This window comes from Streptomyces silvisoli, assembly GCF_029269905.1.
Taxonomy (GTDB): Bacteria; Actinomycetota; Actinomycetes; order Streptomycetales; family Streptomycetaceae; genus Streptantibioticus_A; species Streptantibioticus_A silvisoli_A.
Genome location: NZ_JARJBC010000016.1, coordinates 145,797 through 164,189, shown reverse-complemented (window position 1 = coordinate 164,189; position 18,393 = coordinate 145,797). Strand labels below are relative to the sequence as shown.

13 protein-coding genes are annotated in these 18,393 nt (G+C 69.9%); 3 read left to right on the top strand and 10 right to left on the bottom strand.

Annotation, left to right across the window (positions count from 1 at the left end; translation table 11 throughout):
- Nucleotides 1–21 precede the first annotated feature (21 nt).
- Both P3G67_RS24125 and P3G67_RS24120 read left to right on the top strand, forming a co-directional pair.
- Nucleotides 22–486: a hypothetical protein gene (locus P3G67_RS24125; RefSeq protein ID WP_276095342.1), complete on the top strand. Its 465-nt coding sequence runs from the start codon at nt 22–24 to the stop codon at nt 484–486.
- Between the two features lie 459 nt (nt 487–945).
- On the top strand, nt 946–1,443 hold the full coding sequence (locus P3G67_RS24120; protein ID WP_276095341.1) for a hypothetical protein: 498 nt from the start codon (nt 946–948) through the stop codon (nt 1,441–1,443).
- A gap of 379 nt (nt 1,444–1,822) precedes the next feature.
- On the opposite strand, the gene P3G67_RS24115 is transcribed toward P3G67_RS24120, so the two are convergent.
- Complete coding sequence (locus P3G67_RS24115; protein ID WP_276095340.1) at nt 1,823–3,298, bottom strand: NaeI family type II restriction endonuclease; 1,476 nt, start codon at nt 3,296–3,298, stop codon at nt 1,823–1,825.
- A gap of 189 nt (nt 3,299–3,487) precedes the next feature.
- On the opposite strand from P3G67_RS24115, the gene P3G67_RS24110 reads away from it, so the two are divergent.
- A complete protein-coding gene (locus P3G67_RS24110) occupies nt 3,488–3,688 on the top strand; it encodes a hypothetical protein (RefSeq protein WP_276095339.1) in 201 nt (66 codons plus the stop codon).
- 897 nt (nt 3,689–4,585) lie between these two features.
- Here the strand turns inward: P3G67_RS24110 and P3G67_RS24105 are convergent.
- From P3G67_RS24105 to P3G67_RS24065, 9 genes are all read right to left on the bottom strand, one after another.
- Nucleotides 4,586–4,942 (bottom strand): calcium-binding protein, encoded by a 357-nt coding sequence (locus P3G67_RS24105; RefSeq protein ID WP_276095338.1) that lies wholly within the window; start codon nt 4,940–4,942, stop codon nt 4,586–4,588.
- Nucleotides 4,943–5,044: 102 nt separating this feature from the next.
- The gene (locus P3G67_RS24100; protein ID WP_276095378.1) at nt 5,045–6,082 is read right to left on the bottom strand and encodes an SEC-C metal-binding domain-containing protein; all 1,038 of its coding nucleotides are present in this window, start codon (nt 6,080–6,082) and stop codon (nt 5,045–5,047) included.
- Nucleotides 6,083–6,314: 232 nt separating this feature from the next.
- On the bottom strand, nt 6,315–7,574 hold the full coding sequence (locus tag P3G67_RS24095; RefSeq protein WP_276095337.1) for a TIGR02679 family protein: 1,260 nt from the start codon (nt 7,572–7,574) through the stop codon (nt 6,315–6,317).
- A gap of 4 nt (nt 7,575–7,578) precedes the next feature.
- Nucleotides 7,579–11,679 (bottom strand): TIGR02680 family protein, encoded by a 4,101-nt coding sequence (locus P3G67_RS24090; RefSeq protein WP_276095336.1) that lies wholly within the window; start codon nt 11,677–11,679, stop codon nt 7,579–7,581.
- Nucleotides 11,676–12,851, bottom strand: a complete 1,176-nt coding sequence (locus P3G67_RS24085; RefSeq protein WP_276095335.1) for a TIGR02678 family protein — start codon at nt 12,849–12,851, stop codon at nt 11,676–11,678. Before P3G67_RS24085 ends, P3G67_RS24090 begins: the two co-directional genes overlap by 4 nt.
- Nucleotides 12,848–14,428 carry a TIGR02677 family protein gene (locus tag P3G67_RS24080; RefSeq protein ID WP_276095334.1) on the bottom strand — a complete coding sequence of 527 codons (1,581 nt, stop codon included), beginning with the start codon at nt 14,426–14,428 and terminating at the stop codon, nt 12,848–12,850. Before P3G67_RS24080 ends, P3G67_RS24085 begins: the two co-directional genes overlap by 4 nt.
- A 67-nt stretch (nt 14,429–14,495) precedes the next feature.
- A complete protein-coding gene (locus tag P3G67_RS24075) occupies nt 14,496–15,302 on the bottom strand; it encodes an SDR family oxidoreductase (protein ID WP_276095333.1) in 807 nt (268 codons plus the stop codon).
- On the bottom strand, nt 15,299–17,020 hold the full coding sequence (tsrT, locus tag P3G67_RS24070) for a tryptophan 2-C-methyltransferase (RefSeq protein WP_276095332.1): 1,722 nt from the start codon (nt 17,018–17,020) through the stop codon (nt 15,299–15,301). The genes P3G67_RS24075 and tsrT overlap by 4 nt, the downstream gene beginning before the upstream one ends.
- Complete coding sequence (locus P3G67_RS24065) at nt 17,017–18,390, bottom strand: TfuA-like protein (protein ID WP_276095331.1); 1,374 nt, start codon at nt 18,388–18,390, stop codon at nt 17,017–17,019. Before P3G67_RS24065 ends, tsrT begins: the two co-directional genes overlap by 4 nt.
- Between the last annotated feature and the right edge of the window lie 3 nt (nt 18,391–18,393).

Here is an 18,393-nt window from a genome sequence, read left to right as displayed (position 1 = left end):
ACGACCCAGGAGAGCACAACCATGCAGCAGGCCGACCTCGGTCAGATCACCACGATGTTCGTCTTCACCCCTGCCGAAGGCTCGACCTGGAGGATGACCTTGGAGAGCTTCGCCTCAGCGCTGCAGCAACGAACCCCGGGCGAGTTCACCCGCGTCTGGGACGACCCCGCCGACGGTGCGTCCGCGCACGTCACCATGTCCTTCACCTACACCCTGCACGAAGAGGAACTCGAAGGAATCGCCTCCGTCCGCACCGAAGGTGTGTCCCTCGTCAACGTCACCGCACAGCAGGCAGCCGAGTTCGTCGACTGGCTACGCCGCGAGGTCGTCCCCACCGGCGAGACAGTGGAGTTCAACACCGAAGCCGGAATGGAATGGGACTTCGACGACGAGATCGTCCCCGACGGACCGCCCCAGACCACCCTTGGGGTCTTTCTTGCTCACATCGCACGCGTCGTAGCCGCTGATCGGGGGGAACTGGGCTGAGGTCCTCCTCGACGGCTGTGCTGGAAGAAGGGGGATGGGTGCCGTGTCCCCGATCTGCCTCGCAGGCACGCCGCACCGCATATGGTCGGGAAGAAGGCATCAATGGCAGCGGCATCTTGCGCTCTTTCCAGTGGTCACCAGGCTAAGGGCGAGTGACCTGTCGGCAGAAGGGCGTACTCACAGGTGTGGCGCACCTCGGCTGACCCGCTTAGCGGGCTTAGCATCACTGCCGTGAAACAGGGGCCCGGACCTATTCAGTCAAAAATTCTCCTCGTACTTAAGAACGCGCGAACGTCGGAACCGTACCCGGTATGGATGACGTGGCATGAGATCGCGCGCCGCACATACGGCTATGTATCCGACCGCAACGTCCTCAACGTTCGCCGCGCTGCATCGAACCTGCATGGCGTTGATTTCCTGTGATACACCGGTGGTAAGCATGCAGGTGCTCGGCTGTGCATGACGCCAGAAGAGGAATGGATTGAGGCACAGGTACTCCGTGTTAAAAATCAACTTCGTTGGTCAGTCGACTATCACAAGTATCGCCGTCCGACCCACGAAGAATTGGTTGAAGCATTCACAAGAGGTCTCTATAACCAGACGATCCTCGCCAACGTCGCCAAAGTGACGGAAATTATCAACGCTACCTGCGGCACGTCGTTCGACCCGTCTGACGTTGCCTGGTGGCGTGTTGGTCTCGAACGGCGTATGAAGGAGGAACACCAGGAACTACTTGCCAGGGTGCACGACCTACTGGCACGTCATGTAGCCGAGAAGCGCCGCCGTGAACGCGAAGCCCGCCTGATCGCAATCCCCATCGATCCCGCTGAGGCACCAGAGCAATGCCCCTGCTGTCAGCAGATACTGACTGAGGAGGCAAAGAACCATTGGGTATCGCGGCATCGCACCACCATCTTCGCGCCCCGTAAGCCTCCGTCACTGCATGAAGCCTTCTGATCCAGGACGTCGCCTTCGCACGGAGTCTCCATGCCGGAGGGGGGCTGTCTACGCGCAGGCATTCAGCCCAAATACCTGGTGTCAGATACCCGCCCTGCGTGAGCGGATGTCGCGTCATCGGTCGCCCGAGGCTGGATCAGCCGTCAGGCCGCAACTCTCTAACCGGCTGAAATTGACCCAAGAAGCATCAGGGGGCACGTGCCGTCACGCTCTGCCTAGGACTTTTAAGCCATTGGTTGCGGGTTCGAGTCCCGCAAGGGAAGGGCCTACCAAGAGCCACAAGATGGTTTGGCTGGACGCCCGCTGGCTCAGTAGGCGACTCCGAGTGTGACAGCGGTGCCGCGCCTCGGGCCAGCGATGCTAGCCCCAAGCGTATTGGTCACGACAAATTTGGACCCTCTTCGACGGTGTCATCCGGACCGGCGACCGTCCACCTCTCGCCATCAAGTTCCACGAAGGGTGCGTCACCGTGGTCAGGGCGCAGACGGGTCACTCTGATGCTGACCCACTGGCCCTTGAGGGGGCGTGGCAGGCCGAGGGCCTCGGCGATCTGAGGGTGATTCAGCTGATGTCCGAGGATAAGGATGCCTTCTCTGCGCAGGTGGCGACGGGCATCGCGCACGCGTTTGGGGGCGTCAGCCTGCATCGTCACCGTCTGTACCGCGGCTTGATCAAGAAGGCGTCCCTGCACGACCCGAAACAGGTTGTTCGTGCGAGCCTGGCCAGCGTTTGGAACGTCGTTGTCGTCAGGTGAGAGGACCTGCGCCAGAGACTGCTGATCGAGATGAAGCAGCACGTTCTCCGGCAGAGGGGCGTCCTTGAAGAGCCATTGGATGGCGCCCCTGCCGGCAGCCGACAATGTCTGCTTGCCGTCTCGGTTCCGTCCTCGGTTCAAGTGCTCGGGGGTGACCTCCAGCACTCCAAGGTCCCAGCGCGATTGCGTGTCGCTGGCACGCACCAGCAGGCACACACGGCCGATGTGCTCGGGGGCTAGGACCCATGTGCTTGTCCAGGTGAACTTCAGCGGCACGCTCGCGATGCTGGCGTGCTTGCGTCCCTTGAGACCCCAAGCCTCCCAGAGGAAGTGCTCCACTCTGCTGCCCAGATAGACCTTCTCGCTCTTTCCCAGTGTGTTCAGGTCGTAGCGGCCCGTCCGTTCCCCGTCCAGCACGCTGTCGAAGGCTGCCCGCAGAGATGCAGCCGTTCGCTCTCGGAGGGCCGGGACGGAGTTCAGGAACCGGATGACGTCTTCGCCGCTGGTGCTGACCTCTCGGGTCGATGATCTGGGAGACCTGTTCTCTGTCGGCGTCTTACGCGGGGGAGGAACGATGCTGGTCCACGACCGGGCCTCTTTCCGAAGGGCAGCAGAGTCTGCCGCAGGGCTCGTGGATGCTGGCGATCTCCCTGAGGCCGCCGCGCGAGTCGCTGCAAGGAGCTCGCGCGCCTCCAGGAGCTGTTTCTCAGCCCGATCTGCCTTGCTTTGCAGCCGGTCCAGCTTCTTTCGTAGCGTGTTGATCTCGTCGAGTGCGGCGATCAGCTTCCGATCCGTTGCCGACGCCCGTCTCCGGGACGCGCCATCGGAAGGGGGCGCGGCGACGCGGGCATCGGCGAGGAGCTCGGTGACTCGCGACGTCAGTTCTTGCCTGCGACCTTCCCCCGCGCATGCAGAAACGATGCTGTAGATCAGGTGCGGTTCGTTCTGTAGTCCTATGCCTCTGAGCCTCTTCGAGAGCGTTTGGTATCCGCGTGGCGGAGGTCCTCCGCGGTGCTCGACTCTCAGCCTCTCAGCGAGTCCGCGCAATCCCAGGCCGCTGCCGTCGATCACCTCGCGGAGCAGCACCACGATCTCGGTCATCGGCTCGCTCAGGTCCTCGACTGGCGCCCACGGGCGCCCCCGTCCTTGCCCGTTCCTCATGATCCCCCTGATTTGATCGCCCAAGTATTGCATTTGATCTACTTGATCAAAAGATCAAACTTCCGGATCGGTGGCGCGCCCCAGCAGGCTGCCCGCGTTGCTGAAACCCCAGTATGTGAAGGGAATCTGATGCGCCAGCGCACTGCAGACCTCTGTGCCTTCGCCACCATCGTCATGGCAGCGGTCACTTTGATCGCCGTTGGACTCCCCTCCGATCAGATCATCGGAGTCACCTCCGCCGTGGCGATCCTCTACTCCGCGTGGCGCCAGGGCAGCGAACGGCCGCCCGCGCGGAGGGCCGACGTCGACGACGAGGTGCAGGAGGAGTAGGGATCGCAGCCCTTCAATCGGCGTACTGCGTGAGCGCTGCGTGAGCGGACGGGACAGGACACGTTGGACAGGACGTCACGCCGATCCAGGCCGCAATGCTCTGACCTGGGTAAACGGGATCCGGTGGCACCTCCCGTCACCCCTCGTCACGATCTTGCAGGCCCTCGTAATGCGTAGGTCAAGGGTTCGATTCCCTTAGGCGGCTCGTAGAGGAACCGCAGGTCAAGCCTTTGACCTGCGGTTTTTCTGTTCTCGTGACCATGGAAATCGCTCAGATCGGGCACTCTCGTTCTATGCATCGCAATGCGTAGGCCAGCGGTTTCGTTGTTAGTGGCGAAGCTGGACGACCGGGTCCCTGACCTGGTCATTTCCCGACGACGGCAGGTCTTGATCGTCCCTGGCGTGCGGCTCCGGTGGACAGGCGGTGGACGAGACTGCACGGGTGCTGAACCTGGGGCAGAGGTAGGGCGGATCAGGGGAGCGAACAGAGGCGAGGCGTTGGTGTACGCTTACAAGTGCGCGGGGCTCCGACGATGTTCAGTTCGCCCTGCGGCTGGTCAGTGGCACTGCGCGGACGGCGCCTGCGTGGCGGCGCACTGCACTCGCCCGTAGGGTGAAGCGCCTACCGGCGGAGGGCGGGCCGCAGTAGTGACCGGGGGCGCCGCCGACGCGTCGACGGGCACAGCGAGTTGGTCCGCAGTCCATCTAATCCAAGAGTTGTTCCGTGCGGTTGCCCTTCGCCCTGCGCGATTGGCCGTCGGTGTGCAGGGGCATGCGGGGCATCGCGCTGGTGCACTGGATGGACCAGGTCCGAAAGCGCCCGAGTCGGTTCTGAACCCGTGCAGGGAATGCGTACGTCGCGGCTTGTCTCAGCGGAGCGGCCGACGGCGACCGGGGTCATCGGTCGGGCCAGGTCCACTCCGGGCGCGGTACGGCGGGGAAGGGCTGCAGCCCGAGGTAGCGCCGGTAGGCGGCGTGGAGCCAGGCGGCCTCGCTCTCGGGAGGGAATGCGAGGTCGGCGAAGGCCACGTCGCCCCGCCTTCCGCATGGCCGTTGGCAGTGGGCGGTCACCTCCGCACGGCCGGACGGAGACCCTATATGCGTGACGGTCACTGTCTGGCCGAGGAGTTGTGCCTGAGCCGGGACGTCGATGACGTCCTCCAGGACGGTCTCCCAGGCAGCTGATTCTTCCTCTTCACCGTAGGCGTCGACGAGGACGATCTCGATCACGCGACCCAGGTCGGACTCGTCCATGGGGATGCCTCTCCTGCTCCTGCGTGTTCGTGGTGACGGCCTGGCGTCTGCCTGGTGGGGGTGGGTGCCAGGCACTGGCCATGCGGCGGGGTGACGCTCGAGTCAGGTACAGGACGGTGAACCGCAGCACTTCTTGTACTTGCGGTCCGAGCCGCACCAGCAGGGCCCGTTGCGCGGTGGGGGCCAGGCCAGGGTGCGTTCGGGGTGGTTGGCGGCGCACCACTCGCCGTAGTCACGACGGGTCTGGCGCTCGGCGGGGTCCTTGCCCGTGCTGCGTGAGTAGGCGTCGTAGTCGTTGAGTGTGCCGTGCACGATGACGGTACGGGCGGCGCCGGCGTCACTGTAGCCCTGCGCTTCACGCTGGAGGAGAGCGCAGTAGTGCGTGTAGTCCTCGCCGTACAGTTCCGTTGCCTCCGGCCAGTGCGCGCGCACGGCCGTGAACTCCGGCTCTGGCCAGTGCAGGATCACCGCGTTGTAGGTCGCGCCGTCGTCCGGCAGGAGGCCACGCTGCCGGGGTACTGCCTCGGCCAGAGCCTCGAAGAGTTGTCGGGTGGCCTGGCGGCTGCGTTCGTCTTCTTCCTCGGCCTGCTCATCCAGCGCGTCCGGTTCCAGCCCCTTCTCCCTGCGCAGTTCGCTGCGGAGGAGGAGCATGCGCGCGTGGGCGCTCGGCAGGATGCCCTCCTCGCTCGCGTCGGCTGGCTGGCAGGAGCGGACGAGGCCCGCGTCGCACCAGGCGATGGCGTCCTCGCTCCGCTGCTGTTCGTCGAGCATGACGGCGACGTCGGCATAGACATCGAGGTCCGGCTCCGCAGCGCTGTCCAGGGCGTCGCGGAGCGCGGCGAGCTGCTCGTCGGCTTCCGTGCTCCGCCCAAGGGCCAACAGCTGCTCCGCGATGCCGACCTGCGCGGCGTGCGCCTGTTCGCCGCTTCGGCCGTGCACTTCGGTGAACAGTTCCAGGGCGCGCTCGTGGTCGCCGTCGAAAGCGTGTTGACGCGCCGCGTCCAGCAGTGCTTGCTCGGCGTCGGAGTTCTCTGCGTGGCGGCGGGCCCAGTCCTCCAACTGTGCCGCGGTGGGCTCCTCGTTCAACTGACCGAGGAAGGACGCGTATTGCGAGTTTCCGGCAGTTGCGGCTGCGCGCATGGTCACCCGGACAGCCTACCCCTTGTACGGAGCGTGCATATGTGCCCGCTGTCCAGGTCTTCGCTCTGTCCACCGGAGGCGATCGAACGAAGCGCTCGGGTAGCGGGGGATTGGCTGCCGATGGCGTCGGACTGTGGCGTCCGCTGGGGGAACCGGCTCGCGGTGTGGAGCCGCGTTGTGCCCGCTCCGAGGTCCAGAGCAACGACGTCGTACTGGTCCGCGCGTTGGGTGCTCAGTGCCCGTGGAGATCGGCGAGCAGCTGGTCGAGGAGGTGTTCCTCCTCGACGCGGATGGTGTGTTGGGTGAGGGCGGGTGCGAGGGCGGGGTCCCAGTGGGTGGGGGCCGGGGTGCCTGTGGTGAGCGGGGTGCCGAGGCCGCGTTCGACGGCGGCCAGGTAGGAAGGGGTGTCGTAGCGCCAGGGTGTGGCGGTCGGCAGGCGCAGGATGCCGGTGGCGATGCGGATGCCGCCCCAGTCGAAGTCGCCGTGGTAGGCGATCGGGTGGCCCTGGCCGGCGATGTGGGTGAGCAGGGTGCGGGCGGCGGCGGACGGGTTGCCTTCCACGCAGACCAGCGGCGGGCAGTCGGGGCCCAGCTCGTCGGCTGCGGCGGCGAGGACGGCGGGGTTCTCGCAGACGTGGACGATGGTGTGTTCGGTCAGGCCGAGTTCGGGCTGCTGTGTGGTGATTTGACGCAGTGTCAGGACACAGGGTTCGCCGCCTTCGCGGGCGGTGGCGAGGATGCGACCGGTGGTGCCGCGGGTGGAACCGGGCAAGCCGAGGACGAGGACCCGGGAGGAGAGGTCGTCCAACGCCACTCCGACCGCGGCCCAGGCGGCTCGGCGGCCCTCGGCACCAGTGGCTGTCCCGGCGGGCAGCGCGGCGAGCGCGCGGACGCCGGAGAGGACGAGCGCGCCCAGCGGGCGGCCGTCGTCCAGGGCGTGTGCGTCGCCGAGGGTGCGGGCGGCGAGGACGGGGAGGGTGAGGCCGTCGGCGGGCAGCGCCGAGAGCACCCGTACCGTGTCGGCGGCGAGCTGCTGTGCGGCTGCGGGGTCGCCTCCGGAGAGGCGTTTGAGTAGGCCGGTGGCCTCCACCTTGGCGCGCCAGGGCGCGAGTTCGACCCGGTCGGCAACGGCCGGGTGGTCGAGTTCGCTCAGGGCCCGTTTCCAGGCGGCCGCGAGGGCGTTGTCCTGGGCCCGCCGGTCGGCCACCGGGCCGGTCAGTGCGACCACCGCCGCGGCGAGGCCGTCCGGGCAGGCCAGCGATTCGCGCAGCACGCGGTCGACCTCGGCCAGTGGCACGGTCAGGGAGCTGCCCGAGCGCAGTCGGCGGCCGAGCAACAACTCGACCGCACGACGTTGTTCGAGGGTGGCGGCCTTGAGCGTGGCGGGGGTGTCCAGGGGCCGCCCGTTGGCGAGCCGGTCACGGGCGCGGTCCAGCAGCCAGGCGGTCTCGGGGCCGCCGAGCAGGCGACGCAGCCGCGGCAGGTCGGTCACCGGCTCACTCACTGTCGAGCAGGGACGGTTGGTCGGTGGCGGTCGCCTGGGCGGGGACGTGTGGGATGGGCCGGGTCTCGCGGGTGCGTGCGGTGCCGTCCCAGCGCCAGGGGGTGACCAGGACGGCGTCGATGCCCTCGCGGCGGCTCAGCTGGGCGATGGCGACGCCGGGCACGGTCGGGTAGCAGGCCCACTCGCGTTCGCTGGTCATCACCACGTCCAGGTCGAACGCGGCGAGTAGGCCGAGGCACTTGGCCCGGGAGTCGTCGTCGACGCCGGCGAACGCTTCGTCGAGGGCGATCAGGCGCGGGGCGTGCGGGCTGCCGGAGGAGTAGTGCGAGGAGGCCGCGGCGAACAACGGGACGGAGGCGGCGAGCACGCGTTCGCCACCGGAGGCGGGGCCGGTGGCGGAGCGCCACTGGCCGTCCTGGCGGCGCTGGATGGTGAAGGCGTGCCAGGCGCGGTAGTCGAGGGCGCGGGTGAGCTGGTCGGCCCAGGAGTCGCCGGGGTTGTTCTCGCGGTCGTGCGCGATCCGGGCCTGGAGGAACTCGCCGACCGTCGCCCGGTCGGCCGGGGTCCAGGCGTCGGAGGACTGGCGTAGCAGACGGGTGCGGACGGCCTCCAGGCCGGGCGGCGCGTCCTTGGCGGGCTGCCAGACCAGGCGCAGGGCCATGCCCGTGGAGGTGGGCCGGGCGGCCAGGTCCTCGTTCATCGCCTGCACCTGCTCCTCGGCGGTGGCGATCAGCTCCTGGAGGGCTCCCGCGACCTCACCGACCAGGTGGTTCTCCAGCAGTTCGCGCTCCTTGGCGGACAGCAGCCGGGTGCGCTGTTCGACCTCCCCGCGCAGCGAGGCGACGAGGGCGGGCACGTCGTGGGTGCGGCCCTGGAAGACCACATCGACGATCATGATGCCGTCGTGCAGGGTCATGCCGACCGAATGGCCGTGGCGGCCGAGGGCGTCGGTGAGCGTCTTGTGCTCGGCGGAGATCCGTTGCTGGATCAGTTCCCAGCGACGCTCGGAGTCGTCGGTGCCGTCGAGTTCCTGGTTGATCGTGCGGGCCAGGGCCACTGCCGGGGTGGGGGCCCAGGGCTCGTCCAGGGGCGGGACGGCGAGTTCGGGAAGAGCCGCGGTGAGCAGGCCGGTGGCGGCGAAGGCGTGGAGGGCGGTCACGGCCCGGTCGCGTTCGGCGGTGGCCTCCTCGATCCGGGCGCGGATCTCGCCGCAGCGTCCCTCGGCGCGGGCGCGGGCGGTCATGGCCTCGTCCCGCCTGCGGCGGGTGGTCCTCTCCTCGGCGTCCCGGGCGGCGATCGCCGCGTCGGTTTCGGCCAGCCGCCGGTACAGCTCCTCGACGCTCGCTCCGACCGTCTCGGCCAGCACTCGGTGACGTTCGGCCGCCGCGTCGGCCGTGCGACGGGCTGCGGTCTCGGCCTCCTCTGCCTCGGCGAGGGCGGTGGCGGCGGTCTCGGCCTCGGCGGCGGACTCAGCCGCGAGGGCGGCGGAACGAGTCCGGGCAGCGGCGGCCGGAAGCAGCGCGGCGAGGGCGGCGGCGTAGCCGGACACGGCGTCGCGGACCTGTTCGAGTTCCGCGCGCGTGGTGGGCAGGCCGGTGTCCAGGGCGTACTCGTGGACCTCGCGGTCGGCGCGTTCCGCGTCCTCTTGGCGGGCTGCGGCCTCCCGCTCGGCCTCGGCCAGGCGGTCCGTCAGGCGGAGTACGGCCTCGGCCTCATGACCGGCGCGGGTGTGTGCCTCGCGCAGTGCGTGATCGGAGGGCTGGGCCTGCTGCTCGGCGGCGAGCGTATTGGCCCGGGCCCGGACGACGCCGCGCTGCTCGTCCAACTCCTCAATTGTGGCGGCGAGTTCGCCGCGCCGTGCGGCCAGCTCGGTGAGCCGGGCGCGGCGGGCGGCCTCCCGGGCGCCTTCGCCGATGTAGTGGGCGACGGGCTTGGTCCAGCGGCCGGTCAGGGCGCCGATCCGGTACCGGCCGCAGGTGGCCACCCAGGTGTGGTGGTCGGTGTCGGCGCCGAGGGCGATCGTGGCGAGGACGGCCTGAACCGCTTGGTCGTCGAGCGCGGCGGCCAACGGATCGGCGCGGTCGACGGCCGGGCGCAGCACGGCGGCGAGGCTGGTGCCGGGGGCCTTGCCGCCGGACAGCAGGGTGGCGTCGTCGGCGTCGAGCAGGGTGCCGTGCGGGGTGAGCCAGGCGTCCAGCAGCCCGGCTGCTTCCAGCGCGGCCTCGATCCCGGCGCGATGCTCGGCCGGTACGGCGTCGGCGAAGTCGACGGCCCGCCACAGCGGCGCTCCCGGACGGTCGGCGCGGGCGCGCGGGTCGCGGGTGTACGCCAGGGGCGGGGCGTCGTGGCCGCCGGATTCCAGGCGGGCGATCTCGTCGTCCACGGCGGCTAGTTCGCGCCGTACCGCGGCGTGTTCGGCGTCGAGTTCGGCCTCGCGGCGGGTGAGCGCGCCCACGGCCGCGCGGTACGCCACGGCGGCGGCCTCGGCCGCCGGGTTGCGTCCGGCCAGGGTGTCCGTCCAAGCCTCCAGGGCCGCCAGGGCCTCGTCGGGGCCGGGCAGGCGCAACTCGGCCGTGCCGGCGGCCCAGGTGCGCCAGGCCGCGGTCAGGGCCGCGCCCTGCTCGGCGACGGCCTGCGCGGCCTCGGCGGACCGCTCGCGGGCGGCTGCGAGGTCGCCGGAGCGGCGCGCGGCCTCGGTCTGCGCCGTACGGGACCGCCCGCGAGCCTGCTCGGCCTCGGCGACCAGCGCCGCCAGGCCGGCGACCGTCTGGCGGCGTTGTGCGACCGCCCCCTCACCCGCCCGGCGGGTGTCGTGGAACGGTGCGTGGTCGCCCTCCAGGGTCCCGGCCACCGGCGCGTGGTCGATTCCTGCCGCTTCGGCGGCGTGGCGTGCGGCGTCGTCGGCCGAGGCCAGGGCGGCCAGGTCGACCTCGTGCTGGGCGTGGGCAGCGGAGGCGCGGCGCTGCCAGTCGTCGGCCTGGCGGCGCGCGGTGCGGCAGGCGCTCGTACGGTCGTCGGCGACAGCGCGCAGGGCTTCGGCGGTCTTCCCGGCCTGTTCCAGTTCGCGGGCGGCGTCCATCTCGGGGCTGCGGACGAGCGCGTCCCGGGTGGCGGCCAGGGTCTCCCGGGCGTCCTCCAGTTCCGCCAGACGCGCCTCCGCCTGCCCCAACTGCTCCTCGGCGCCGGCATGCTCGGCCTCGGCCTCGCCGAGGTCGCGGCCCAGGTGCTCGTACCGGCTGTGCGCGACGCGCAGTACGGACGACTGTCGCTTGGCCGCGATCTGCGCGTAACGGCGATAGTGGGTCAGAAAGTCGGCAGCAGCGCCGGATGCCTCGGCAAGCGCCTCCAGGGCGTGCCGTTCCTCGTCCAGGCCGCGGAACGCCTCCGCGACCTCGCCGACAAGGGCGGGATCGAGCGGCGGCAGTGCCTCGGTGAGTGCCTTGGAGAGCAGCTTCTCGTCGGGTTTCTTCGACAGCTGCGGCTGGCGCAGCTGGATCAGCAGGTTGACCAGAGCCTCGTAACGGCCAGGACCGAGGCCGAACAACTGCTCGTCCACCGCCCTGCGGTACTCGGCCGCCGTGTCGTGGACCAGCCCGTGGCCCTGCATGGCCTCGCGCAGCCGCTCCCGGGTGTACGGCACGCGGGTGGCGGACATCAGCGGCAGCTCCGGGCCGACGCGCAGGGACGTGGTGAAGAACCAGTGCTTGGCGATGCCCCTGCCCTTGACCGCTTTCAGACCGCAGCCGACCGTCCGGTACCGCGGCTCACCGTGCTCACCGATCCGCCCGAACTCCAGCCAGGTGTAGCCCGTGCGTTCGTCGTGCGGGTGTTTGCCGCCCAGGAGCAGGTTCCACTCCATCCGCTTGCCGCGGTCGCCGTCCGGTTCGACCCGGTGCGCGGCGAGCTCGCCGTCCAGGAGGAAAGGCAGGGTGAGCGCCAGCACCTTGGACTTCCCGGTGCCGTTGTTGCCGCGCAGCAGCAGCCTGCCGTCGTGGAAGCGGAACTCCTCGGCGTCGTAGTAGAAGAGGTCGACCAGCCCGGCGCGCAACGGCTGCCAGCGGGTGCGGGTCGGCTCGGGCAGAGGAGCGGTCATGCGCGGGAACGGGCCTTTCGAATGGTCGGGGCGGCCAGGGCGTAGCGGACCAGCGCCGGCTTGGCGGTGACGGTCCCGCCTTCCCGGGTCACCAGGTCGAGGGCGGCGAGCCGGTCGAGAGCCTGGGCGAGCAACTCCGCCGCCGCGGCGGGTTCGGCCACGCCCTTGCGCCAGTACGAGCGGTGCTGCACGGCCAGTCGCCTTACCAGCTCGACGAGTTGCGGCTCGGTGCGGTGGCCTTCGGCGGTGGCGAGGTGGGCGGCGACCAGCAGGGTGGCATGGCCGTCGGTGCCCTGCTCGGGCATCCGCAGGTCGGTCAGCTCGTCCTCCGGGTCGACCATGGCGATCCCCTCGGCGCGCATCTCGGCCACCAGGCCGGTGAGTTCGCTGATCCTGCGGGTGATCGCGTGTCGCTGGGACACCAGGTAGGTGCGCTCGTCCTCCGGCAGCTCGGTGTAGTACACCACCGGGTCGTCCAGCAGCCTGCGGGTGAGCCGGTGGCGCAGTGCCCGCAGCCGCAATTCCTCGGTGTCGGGCGTGACGTCGGAGGTGAGCAGGGTCAGGCGCTGGTCCGGGGCGCCGGTTTCGACGGTGGACGGTCCGCGGGTCGTGGCCAGCAGTGCGGCCAGGACGCGTCGTCGCACGTCGTAGAGGACATCGTTGGATGCCTCGGACAGGTACGCCTCCTCGTCGCCCGCCACCCGGTTCAGGACGCCCCAGTCCAGCAGTAGCCGTACCACGGCCACCAGGTCGGAGCGCTCCTCGCGGCGGTCCATCCCGAACTCGATCCCCGCCGCCACCAGCTCCGGGTCGCCGGCCGCCGTCAGCACGCCGTCGGCGAGTCGGCCGAGGGTGATCTGGGCGTCGGCCCGTTCCAGTACGGCGAGTGCCAGGCAGAGCAGCACGTATCGGCGGCGGGTGAACGGCACCCTGGTACGCGGCGCCCGGGCAGGCCTGGTCGCGTCGTCCAACCGGGCGGGCGACTTGTACAGGCGCGCGGTCTCGGCGTCGACCACGAGCCGCCACCCGGTCTCCTGGGTGAACCACGCCGCCAGCTCGCCCGCGTGTCTGCGGACCAGCCGGAACTCCTCGCTTCTGCTTGTCAGCAATGGCGAGGCGAGCAGTGCGCGGGCGGCCCGGCGCCGCTCGGCCTGGACGTCGGTGTCGGTCATGCCGCATTCCCCGTGGGTGCGAGGTCGATGATCTCGATGATGTGTTCCGGTCCGGAGAGCACGCCGTCCGTGGTCGGAATCTCCACCGTCGTGTCCGGGTCCACGAGCTTCAGCCGGACCTCCATGGTGCCGTCCCCGGTGAGCGCCGAGGACTCGCTCTCGCCGGGCATCCGTGCCGAAAGCGCGTCGCCGAGCACCGCGAGGAACAAGCGGAACGCGTGCGGGTCGAGCCCGTCCGGGCCGGCCAGCTCGGAGAGAAGCACCGGCCCGTCGGTGGCCAACCGGGCCCGGGCAGCAGCGGTCTGGGCGGCCTCCAACTCGACCTGCTCGGCCAGCACCTGCCGCGCCGCCGTACGGTCCGCGACCCGGTTCGGCATGCCGCGCCGCTCGTACGAACCGGTCTCGCGCAGCCGCGGGCTGATCTCCAACGGCGGGGCCTCGGCCCACGGCGTGGTGGCGGCGAGGTCCGCTTCCTGCCAGGCCGTCTCGGTGGCGGCGTCGACCGTCAGATGCCGGGCCGGAGTGAGGGCGAAGGCCGCCCGCCACAGGCGGTGCGCGGCGGCGTCGTCCGGGGCCTGCGCGAAGAACCGGGCCAGCGCCCGGAAGTCGGCCGACCGGTCCGAGCGGCCACCGCGCCGTTCGTTCAGCGCCGCGACGGTGTTGACCAGGCCGGTGATCGCGCTGACCGCCGCACCGCGCAGCAGTTTCGCCTGGGAGGGCTGCCGTGCTGAACGGCTGAGGAACCAGTCGGCCAGGCCCCGCCAGCGGTTCTCCCACGCGGTCAGCGCGGTCTGCGTCGCCTGGGCGCGCGCCTGCTCCGCCTCCGGCTCGTCCGAGTCGGGTACGGCGTCACCGGCCTCCCGACGGGCTGCCGCCAGCAGCAATCGCTCCACACCGGCCGAGTTCAGCCGGGTGAGCAGGTCCGCGATCTGCGCGCCGCGGCCCGCCAGGTCGGCGATGAAGCGCTCGATGTACTCGACCAGCCGGTCCTTGTACGCGATGAACGCCTCCTCGTCACCGTCCTGGAAGTCGATGGTGCGGCGCAGCGAGGCCATGAACGCCTGGGCATTGTCCGCCAGGCTGCCGAACCGCTCCGCGATCTGGAGCAGCAGCAGGTGAGCCTTGGCCGGGTCGGGGTCCTCCGCCTGCGCGAGGACCAGCAGCGAGCCCAGCTGCTCGGCGATGTCCGCCAGCGCCACCGACTGCAACTGGCCGCGCCGGCCGAGCGCCTGCTCGTACACGGCCATCGCGCGCAGCGCGGCCTGACCGTGGCGGGTGAGCTGGTACAGGTAGCGCGCCCGGTGGAAGTCCTCGACCGAAGTCACCCGGCCGGTGTCGGCGTCCGCCCGTAGGTTGCCCCATTCGACCAGCTTCTCCAGCGCCGCGCCGACGGCCTCGACCGACACCGCCGCCGCGTCGTCGGAGCCCTGGCGCAGCTCGGCGGCCACGTCCTCCGGCCGCAGATGGACGATGAACCGCTCCCGCGCCTGCGCGAACACTGCCAGGACCTGGCTGTAGAGAGCGGCGTTCGGCGCCTGCAGATGGGCGAACGGCTGGGGCGGTGGAACATCGGACACGGGCCCAGTTTCCCAGACCCGCCACCTGCTCGGACGGGAACCGGCAACTCGTCGCTGCCGGGCCGCCTTATGCGGTGATCATCGACGCCAGAGGGTCGTCCGGGCCATAGGCGCTCAGGCGAAGGGTGCGGGCTTCGCCACCGGCCAGGGCAGTCGCGTTGGCCAGCAGCAGGTCGAGATCATCCGCGCCGACGTGGAGGAAGCGGCCGGCGAGCGGGTCGAGTTCGCCGGCCGCCAGTCGGACCAGCGCGGTGGTGATGAGGTCCATCGCCGTCCAGTCGGTTCGGCCAGCACACAGCGCCATGCCGAGCGTCATGTCGGTACGAACCATGCCGGGGCTGATGTCGAACACCAGGACCCCGTGCCTTCGCAGAGGTTCCGCGAGCATGCCGGACAGGCCGAGCAGCGCCATCTTCGAGGCGCTGTAAGCGGAGTAGTGCGGCTCGTGCCGCAGGGCGAGGATGGAGTTGATGTTGACCACTCGCCCGCTGGCTCTGGCGATCATTCCCGGCAGCACGGCGCGGCAGAGGTTCACGGTGCCGCGCACGTTGGTCTCGTAGGTACGCCACCACTGGTCGCCGTCGGCCTCCCAGAGCGGCACCTCGTGCCGGTCGACCGCACCCGCGTTGTTCACCAGCAGATCGACGGGGCCGGCCGTGTCCACCGCGGCGCGCACCTGGGCGGGATCGGTGACATCGGCGCGTAGTTCGACGACGGGCACGCCGAACCGGGCGCAGGCGCGGGCGGTTCTGGCCAGTGGCTCCGGGCGGCGACCCAACAGGGCGACCGACATGCCGGCTTCGGCCAGCGCGACGGCGATCGCGCTGCCGATGCCGCCGCCCGCACCCGTGATCAGTGCAAGCCCACGCGTCATGCCGCACCAACCGGCTGGACGATGCCCGCGTCGCGGGATTCCCGGAGAATGGCCTCCCGGTCCCGCCAGTGCGCCCAGAACGCCCCGGTGTAGCCGAGCACGGTCAGGCTGGTCAGGAACGGGTTGTCCGCGTAGTTGTTGTCGTGCTCGCTCGATCCGGACACCGTCGGCAGCATCACCCGGTAGTGGTCGGCGGGATCGATGAGGCTCCACAGCAGGTCGACCGAGCGGTACCACCGCCCGGTCGGGTCGGTGACGGTGCCAGCGTCCTCGGTCAGCTCCGGCGAGAAGTAACACACCAGCCTGAAGTCGCCTCGCTCGTCGAACATGAACTGCCGTTCGTACTCGACCGGGCCGTCGCACATGGACAGCGGCTTGAGCACGATCGGGCCGGTGGCCGTGTTCGACTGGAGGCCCGGCAGGGTGCGCACCCCCGCGCACTCCTCGGCCATCGATATCCCCATCGGCGTGTAGGGGAACAGGCGCAGGCCGAGGGAGAAGGCGGTGACCGTCGCGTCGAGGGCCATGAACGCGTCGACGCATTCGCGGAGGGTCTGCTCGGTTTCGCCGGGCATCCCGAGCAGCGACTCGACCATGGTCAGCATGCCGTTGGCATGGCACAGCCGGACCAGGTTCTCGGTGTCGGCAAAGGTGTAGTAACTGGTGCCCTTCTCGGTGGTCTTCCAGCCGCGCAACAGATCCGGCCGGACGTGGTCGGTGCCGACGTTGACGCCGGCGCAGCCGGCTTCGGCGAGCAGACCGGCGAGTTCGGCGTCGAACGGCGCCGGCTGGCAGTAGACCCACAGCCGGAGTTGGTGCAGCGGGCTGAACCGGCTCGCGTGCTTGCGGCGGACTATCTCGCGCAGCACGTCCTTGCTGTGTCCGATCGCGAGGTTGAACTCACTGTCGGTGGTGTGCTGGTCGAAGATGCCGTGCGCGGCCAGCGACTGCATCTCGTCGACGACGGCGGCAGCGTCGCGACGAGCGAATCGGACACCCTTGGCGTCCGGTTCGACGCAGTGCGAGCATCGGTAGGCGCAGCCGTTCTTGGTGAGGATGCCGGCCATGCCACCCCGCCGGTAGTACTCGAGATTGTCCACCTTGAACGGTGTGCCGGTGCGCCGGATGTAGGTGCCGGTCTGGTCCACCTGCCAGACCCGGGCCTCGTTGTAGCCGGTGTTCGGCAGCGGTTGGGTGCGTGGCCGGGAGGTGAGTACCGGCGGTGGCACGCGGATGACGCCGTCCGGGGTGTTGCGGATCAGCCCGGCGACGGTGTTCGTCGGACGGCCGGTGACGAGCGCGTCGGCCAGGTCGCAGATGATCTCTTCGCCGGGGCCCTTGACGCCGTAGTCGATGCCGAAGTAGTCGACGAGGGCGAAGGGCATGGTGGAGAAGCCGATGCCGCCGCCGATGATCGGCGCGTCGGTCAACCTCCGTATCTCAGCGATGATTTCCCGGTGCTCGCCGATGAACGGGCGCTGCTCGAAGGCGTACACGGTATCGGTGTTGCGGACGGTCACGCCGACGAGCATCGGTGACCTGGTCGCGAAGTAGCCGTCCAGACAGGACTGCCAGTCGTCGCGGTGAAAGGTCAGGTCGATCACCTCCACCGCGAAGCCGGCCCGCTCCAGTGCGGTGGTGAGCACGTCGAGTGCATAGGGTGCGATCGGTGGGTGCACCTTGTTCGGGTTGACCAGCGTGATCAGACCTCTGCTCATCGGAGCTCCTTGCCATGCTCGGTCGCGGCGCCGATGGTCACCGCCGCGAGTGCCTGTTCCGGCACCCGGCCCGACCGCCCGAGCAGCAGGAAGTACCTGCCCAGCTCGTGCAGTTGCCCGATACCGGTCAATCCCCGGTCCCAGCACGCGTTTTCCAGGTCGGCGCACTGCCAGCGCCGTGTGAAGAACTCCTCCACCAGGTCGGTCCGCACGTGTTCGACCTGGAAGTCCGGATGGCGCTGTCGGCGGGCGGCGTTCAACGCACCGGCGGCGGCGGCGCAGTTGCGCGCCAGCCGGACCAACGGCTCGGCGGAGGAGACCAACTCCGGCAGCGTGTGGCCGGTACGTACGCCGGGCGCGGTGCGAAAGGACCGGACGAGAGCGGTGAGCACCAGGTCCCGGCCCGGCCGGGTGGCCAGTTCGTTGTCGGTGAGCCATTCGCGCATGCCCGGGCCGGGCTCGTCTGCGGTGCCCAGTAGACCGGCCGCCCGCGCCGCGGAGAGTGCGCCCGCCGCGTCACCGCCGATGTGGCTGACCGCTGTGTGCCAGTAGATCTGCGGATACGCCGGCAGGAAGAGTTGGAGGAAGCCGAGCGTGTGGTAGTCGCTGACCTGCCGGTCGCCACTCGGTGCCGGAGTGTTCTCCCATCGCCAGTCCGCCAGGTAGACCGTGTCCAGCGTGACCGGCCTCGTGCCGTGCGAGGGGAGGGCGTCGTCCGGCGTGGGATTGTCGAGCACCCAGCGCAGGGCCGATTCGGCGTCGAGCAGTTTCACGTCGGTGTTCCGGGGGTGCTCGGCGAGATAGCCGCGGGCCCGGGTGGCGGCGTCGCGGAGCGGGGTGGCTTCGGTGATCCGCCACAGGGTCCGCCAGCTGCGCTGGGCGAAGGGCAGCTCCGCCGCTCGGGCGAACAACGCGTCGCGTTCCGCGGCGGTGATCGCGACGTCGACGGCGCACCCGAGGCCGTATCGCACCGAGACCAATGGGTCGGACATCTGGCGGTAGCCGTCCTCGCGGCTCAGGTGCGACACCGCGACCTCGTCGTCGGCGGTCACCGTGCCGTCGGCGTACCAGCGGAACACCTGGCCGATGCCGATCATGCCGAACCGGTGCAGTTCGGCCGCGCGCAACGCGCCCATGCTGCTCGTCCCCGCCACCCGGACCCCGGAGTGGATCAGGTGCAGGATCTCCTTGTGCCGCACGGCGGGGGCCTGCTGGAAGAGCCCGTCGATGATCAGCACGGTGTCCCCGGCGGTCACCGGCAGCCGCAGCAGGTCACCGTGTTGGACCGGTGGATGCACCTCGGCCTGCGGCAGCAGGTCGGTGATCCGCTCTGGCGTGATGGTCGGCCCGGCGAAAACGTGCACGGTCATGGC

Bases quoted from the DNA above. Each gene is read 5' to 3' on its own strand.
- P3G67_RS24110 (WP_276095339.1), top strand. From the start codon at position 3,488: ATGCGCCAGCGCACTGCAGACCTCTGTGCCTTCGCCACCATCGTCATG.
- P3G67_RS24090 (WP_276095336.1), bottom strand. From the start codon at position 11,679: ATGACCGCTCCTCTGCCCGAGCCGACCCGCACCCGCTGGCAGCCGTTG.
- tsrT (WP_276095332.1), bottom strand. From the start codon at position 17,020: ATGAGCAGAGGTCTGATCACGCTGGTCAACCCGAACAAGGTGCACCCA.
- P3G67_RS24065 (WP_276095331.1), bottom strand. From the start codon at position 18,390: ATGACCGTGCACGTTTTCGCCGGGCCGACCATCACGCCAGAGCGGATC.
- P3G67_RS24100 (WP_276095378.1), bottom strand. From the start codon at position 6,082: ATGCGCGCAGCCGCAACTGCCGGAAACTCGCAATACGCGTCCTTCCTC.
- P3G67_RS24115 (WP_276095340.1), bottom strand. From the start codon at position 3,298: ATGACCGAGATCGTGGTGCTGCTCCGCGAGGTGATCGACGGCAGCGGC.
- P3G67_RS24120 (WP_276095341.1), top strand. From the start codon at position 946: ATGACGCCAGAAGAGGAATGGATTGAGGCACAGGTACTCCGTGTTAAA.
- P3G67_RS24125 (WP_276095342.1), top strand. From the start codon at position 22: ATGCAGCAGGCCGACCTCGGTCAGATCACCACGATGTTCGTCTTCACC.
- P3G67_RS24105 (WP_276095338.1), bottom strand. From the start codon at position 4,942: ATGGACGAGTCCGACCTGGGTCGCGTGATCGAGATCGTCCTCGTCGAC.
- P3G67_RS24075 (WP_276095333.1), bottom strand. From the start codon at position 15,302: ATGACGCGTGGGCTTGCACTGATCACGGGTGCGGGCGGCGGCATCGGC.
- P3G67_RS24085 (WP_276095335.1), bottom strand. From the start codon at position 12,851: ATGACCGACACCGACGTCCAGGCCGAGCGGCGCCGGGCCGCCCGCGCA.